The sequence below is a fragment of the Arthrobacter sp. Y3225116 genome (genome assembly GCF_059091245.1).
Window position 1 is genome coordinate 1 of sequence record NZ_JBNHGL010000225.1, and the last position, 4634, is coordinate 4634.

The following is a 4634-nucleotide window of genomic DNA, read 5'->3' on the forward strand; positions in this document are numbered from 1 at the left end:
GGGACGCTACCTGCAGTTTTGTTGGCCAGGCGGTTCGGCTGGCACTCACGCGTCCTCGGCAGATTTCGGGAACCGCCGTCGAAGAAGTACGTGCCGGCAACCGAGCGGCAGGCCGACGGCATGCCGTCCGACCGGGCGGGCAGCGTGGATGAAATCGACAGCTGGGACCAGCTCAGCCGGGGCAACGACCCGACCGACTGAACCGCCGGCCGTGCGGCGCCGGGCAGCGGGGCCCGCCGGCGGCCGTGTCACACTGGCCTGCCGGGCCCGCAAACAATGGCAGAATGAAGTAGCAGAACCGTTTTTAGAGGGAGATACACCATGGGCAACCAGGCCACCGCCACCGAAACCGCGATGAAGACGGATCCGGCAGGCAGCATCCACGACGAGGTCATCGGCCACGGCAACAGCCCCGCCGCCTGGACCTGCGTGCTCATCATGATCTTGGGCTCCATCGTGGGAGGCATCGGCTTCGCCATGGCCTCGTCCCCGGTCTTCTGGGCCGGCGTGGCAATCATGCTGATCGGCCTGATCGTCGGCTGGATCATGAAGAAGGTCGGCTACGGCGTGGACGGCAGCAAGATCCAGGGCAGCGGACACTGAACGTGACCGTTCTCGACGACATCATCGTTGGAGTCCGCGAAGACCTCGAGTCCCGGCGCGCCCAGGTTCCGTTGGCGCAGATCCAGCGGCTGGCCGCGGCCGCGCCGGCTCCGCGTGATGCTTACGCGGCCCTGGGCGGCAACGATTCGCCGCGAACCGCGCTCAAGGTGATCGCCGAGGTCAAGCGCAAGAGCCCCTCCAAGGGTGACCTGGCGTCCATCGCCGATCCGGCCCAACTGGCCGCCGGTTACGAACGCGGCGGTGCCGCCGTGATCAGCGTGTTGACGGAGCAGCGCCGGTTCAACGGCTCGCTCGCCGACTTCGACGCGGTGCGCGCCGCGGTGGACGTTCCGCTGCTGCGCAAGGACTTCAACGTCGACGAATACCAGATCTTCGAGGCACGCGCCCACGGCGCCGACCTGGTGCTGCTGATCGTCGCCGCACTGGACGACGAGCGGCTGAAGGCCTTGCTGGCGCTGACCCATGAACTGGGCATGGAGGCCTTGGTCGAGACGCATACCGCCGAAGAAATCGACCGCGCCGTCGCCGTGGACGCACGCATCATCGGCGTGAACGTCCGCAACCTGAAGACCCTGGACGTGGACCGCTCGGTGTTCGCCGGATTGGCGGGCCGGATCCCCTCCGGCGCCGTGGTGGTGGCCGAATCCGGAGTCCGCGGAGTGGACGACGTGCGTGACTACGCCACGCAGGGCGCCGACGCCGTCCTGGTGGGCGAGGCGCTGGTCATCACGGGCGATCCGGAAGCCGCCGTGGCCGAATTCGGCGCGGCGGGCGCCGAGGCCATTGCCGCGCGCGGCTGAACCCGCGAGCCACACAACTTAAGAATCCCCAGGGGCAGGCAGGGCCGGTTGCGGCTGGCCGTCCTGCCTCCAGTAACAGACAGGACGGCCATGACGCAGAGCCCCGATACCCCGGCGGAGCCCGGAAACATGCAGGAAGCCGATGCCTTCCTGGCCGGAGACAGCCTCCGCCATGCCCCCGGCCCCTACTTCGGTGCCTTCGGCGGGCGGTGGATGCCGGAATCCCTGATTGCTGCGCTGGACGAACTGGAAGACACCTTCGAAAAGGCCAAGGCGGATCCCGAATTCACCGCCCAGGTCGCCGAGCTGAACAAGAACTATTCGGGCCGGCCCTCGCTGCTGACCGAAGCCAAGCGCTTCTCGCAGCATGCGGGCGGCGCCCGGATTTTCCTCAAGCGCGAGGACCTGAACCACACCGGCTCACACAAGATCAACAATGTGCTGGGACAGGCGCTGCTGGCTCAGCGGATGGGCAAGACCCGCATCATTGCGGAGACCGGTGCCGGCCAGCACGGCGTGGCCAGCGCCACCGCCGCCGCGCTGCTCGGCATGGAATGCGTGGTCTACATGGGCGCCGAAGACACCCGCCGGCAGGCCCTGAACGTGGCACGGATGGAACTGCTCGGAGCCACCGTCGTGCCCGTCACCGCCGGGTCGCAGACGCTCAAGGACGCCATCAACGAAGCCCTGCGCGACTGGGTGGCCAACGTGCACAACACCCACTACCTGCTCGGAACCGCTGCCGGCGCCCACCCCTTCCCGGCGCTCGTCCGCTACTTCCATGAAGTCATCGGCGAGGAAGCCCGCGCCCAGATCCTGGACCAGACCGGCCGGCTGCCGGACGCCGTCTGCGCCTGCATTGGAGGCGGTTCGAACGCCATCGGCATCTTCCACGGCTTCCTGGACGACCGGAACGTCGCGCTGTACGGCTTTGAAGCCGGCGGCGACGGCGTCGACACCGGCCGCCATGCCGCCACCATCACGCTGGGCCGGCCCGGAGTCCTGCACGGCGCGCGCTCCTACCTCATGCAGGATGAGGACGGCCAGACCATCGAGTCGCATTCAATATCGGCCGGGCTGGACTACCCCGGCGTCGGACCGGAGCATTCCTACCTGTCGGACATCGGCCGGGCCAGCTACGAGCCCGTCACGGACAGCGAAGCGATGGATGCGTTCCGGCTGCTGTGCCGCACCGAGGGCATCATCCCGGCGATCGAATCGTCGCACGCCCTGGCCGGAGCGCTGCGGGTGGGCAAGCGCCTGACCGAGGGACGGGACAATCCGCAGGACGTCATCATCGTCGTCAGCCTTTCGGGCCGGGGCGACAAGGATGTCGCCACCGCCGCCGAGTGGTTCGGCCTGCTTCCGGAGGAATCACCCGAAGCAAGCATCGGTTCCGAAGGAGAGCAGCTGTGAACAACACCGCCATCGTCAGCAAGTCCGCCGCGGCCATCGACAGGGCCCTGGCCGACGGCCGGACCGCACTGGTCGGCTATCTGCCCGCAGGATACCCGGACGTCCAGACCACCATCGACGCCGCCGTCGCGCTGGCGGAGAACGGTGCCGATGTCATTGAAATCGGCATCCCGTACTCGGATCCGGTGATGGACGGCGCGGTCATCCAGGCCGCCACGGTCCAGGCGCTGAAGGACGGTTTCCGGGTCAGCCAGGTGTTCGATATCGTCGCCGGGATCACCGCCCGCTGCGATGCCGCCGTCCTGGTGATGACGTACTGGAATCCGGTCATGCGGATGGGCGTTGACGAGTTCTCCCGCCGGTTGGCCGAGGCCGGCGGCGCCGGGCTGATCACCCCGGACCTGATTCCGGACGAGGCGGCCGAATGGTTCGAGGCTTCGGACAAGTACGGGCTGGACCGCGTGTTCCTGGTCGCCCCGTCGTCCTCTCCGGAGCGGATGGCGATGACGGTCAAGGCCAGCCGCGGTTTTGTCTACGCGGTATCGATCATGGGCGTCACCGGTGCCCGCGAGAGTGTGTCCAGCGCCGCCGAGCGTGTGGTCCGGTCGGCGCATGAGGCCGGAGCCGAACGGGTCTGCGTTGGCCTGGGGGTTTCCAGTCCCGAGCACGTGCGCGAGATCGGCGCGTATGCCGAGGGCGCCATCGTGGGCACCGCGCTGGTGGCCGAACTCGGCAACTCCGGTGTGCCGGCACTCGGCAAGCTCGCGGCGCGGCTGAGCGAAGGCGCAGCCCGGGCCTGACAGAATAAGCGGTGGCCAGCGGTCCGCCGCTTGCCGCGCCCGACCCGCAAACTCCGGCCAAGAGGACTCACCTGGTGTACAGCACGACTATTGCAACGGCCGTACCGGCATCCATCCCCAGCCCCGGCTGGTCCGGATTCAGCATCGGCCCGCTCACCATCCACGCCTATGCCCTGTGCATCCTGCTGGGCATCGTCGCGGCAATCTGGCTCACGCACCGCCGTTGGAAGGCCCGCGGCGGGCCGGAGGAGTTCATCTGGGACGTGGCCATCTGGGCCATCCCGTTCGGCATTGTCGGCGGCCGCCTGTACCACGTGTTTTCCTCGCCCGATGCCTACTTCGGGCCGAACGGCGACCTCGGCCTGATCCCGCAGATCTGGCGCGGCGGGCTGGGAATCTGGGGCGCCGTGGCACTCGGCCTGGTCGGTGCCTGGATCGGCTGCCGCCGGGCCGGCTTCAAGCTGCCGGCCTTCATGGATGCCGCCGCACCAGGGGTACTTTTGGCCCAGGCGATCGGCCGCTGGGGCAACTGGTTCAACCAGGAGCTCTTCGGCGCTCCCACCACGCTGCCCTGGGGTCTGGAGATCGACGCCGACAACCCCAACTTCCCGGCCGACGCGGCACCGGGGACCTTGTTCCACCCCACCTTCCTCTACGAGTCGCTGTGGAACCTGGCCGGGGTGGCCCTGCTGCTGCTCTTGGACAGGCGCTTCAAATTCCGCCGCGGCATGCTGTTCTGGCTGTACGTCGCGTTCTACACCCTCGGCCGGGTCTGGATCGAAATGCTGCGCATCGACGACGCCGAAATGGTCACGCTCTTCGGCATCACCCAGCGGCTGAACGTCTGGACGTCGCTGCTGCTGCTGGTCGCCGCGGTCGTGATCTTCATCGTGCTGGCGCGCCGTCCGCGGACCGCGGAGACCGACTCCGTGTACCTGCCGGGCCGCGAGCCCTCGGCAGTCGCGGCGGGGGCCGAATCCGGGCAGGCCGCGGC

At 68.3% G+C, this 4634-nt stretch carries 5 protein-coding genes and 1 pseudogene; all 6 read left to right on the plus strand.

The features are described from left to right. A pseudogene (locus tag AC5RV2_RS14860) lies at positions 1–201 on the plus strand (hypothetical protein); the annotation flags it as partial. A 120-nt stretch (positions 202–321) separates the two neighbouring features. Continuing rightward, the gene (locus AC5RV2_RS14865) at positions 322–603 is read left to right on the plus strand and encodes an HGxxPAAW family protein (RefSeq protein ID WP_494092971.1); all 282 of its coding nucleotides are present in this window, start codon (positions 322–324) and stop codon (positions 601–603) included. 2 nt (positions 604–605) lie between these two features. Continuing rightward, on the plus strand, positions 606–1424 hold the full coding sequence (trpC, locus tag AC5RV2_RS14870; protein ID WP_494092972.1) for an indole-3-glycerol phosphate synthase TrpC: 819 nt from the start codon (positions 606–608) through the stop codon (positions 1422–1424). A gap of 90 nt (positions 1425–1514) precedes the next feature. Next, positions 1515–2840, plus strand: a complete 1326-nt coding sequence (gene trpB / locus AC5RV2_RS14875; protein WP_494092973.1) for a tryptophan synthase subunit beta — start codon at positions 1515–1517, stop codon at positions 2838–2840. Next, positions 2837–3640, plus strand: coding sequence for a tryptophan synthase subunit alpha (gene trpA / locus AC5RV2_RS14880; RefSeq protein WP_494092974.1), 804 nt, complete (start codon positions 2837–2839; stop codon positions 3638–3640). The genes trpB and trpA overlap by 4 nt, the downstream gene beginning before the upstream one ends. Before the next feature lie 74 nt (positions 3641–3714). Beyond that, the coding region (gene lgt / locus AC5RV2_RS14885) for a prolipoprotein diacylglyceryl transferase (protein ID WP_494092975.1) at positions 3715–4634 on the plus strand (920 nt) is incomplete at its 3' end.

Excerpts from the sequence above, each read along its gene's own strand:
- AC5RV2_RS14865 (WP_494092971.1), top strand. The coding sequence starts at position 322 with ATGGGCAACCAGGCCACCGCCACCGAAACCGCGATGAAGACGGATCCG.
- trpB (WP_494092973.1), top strand. The coding sequence starts at position 1,515 with ATGACGCAGAGCCCCGATACCCCGGCGGAGCCCGGAAACATGCAGGAA.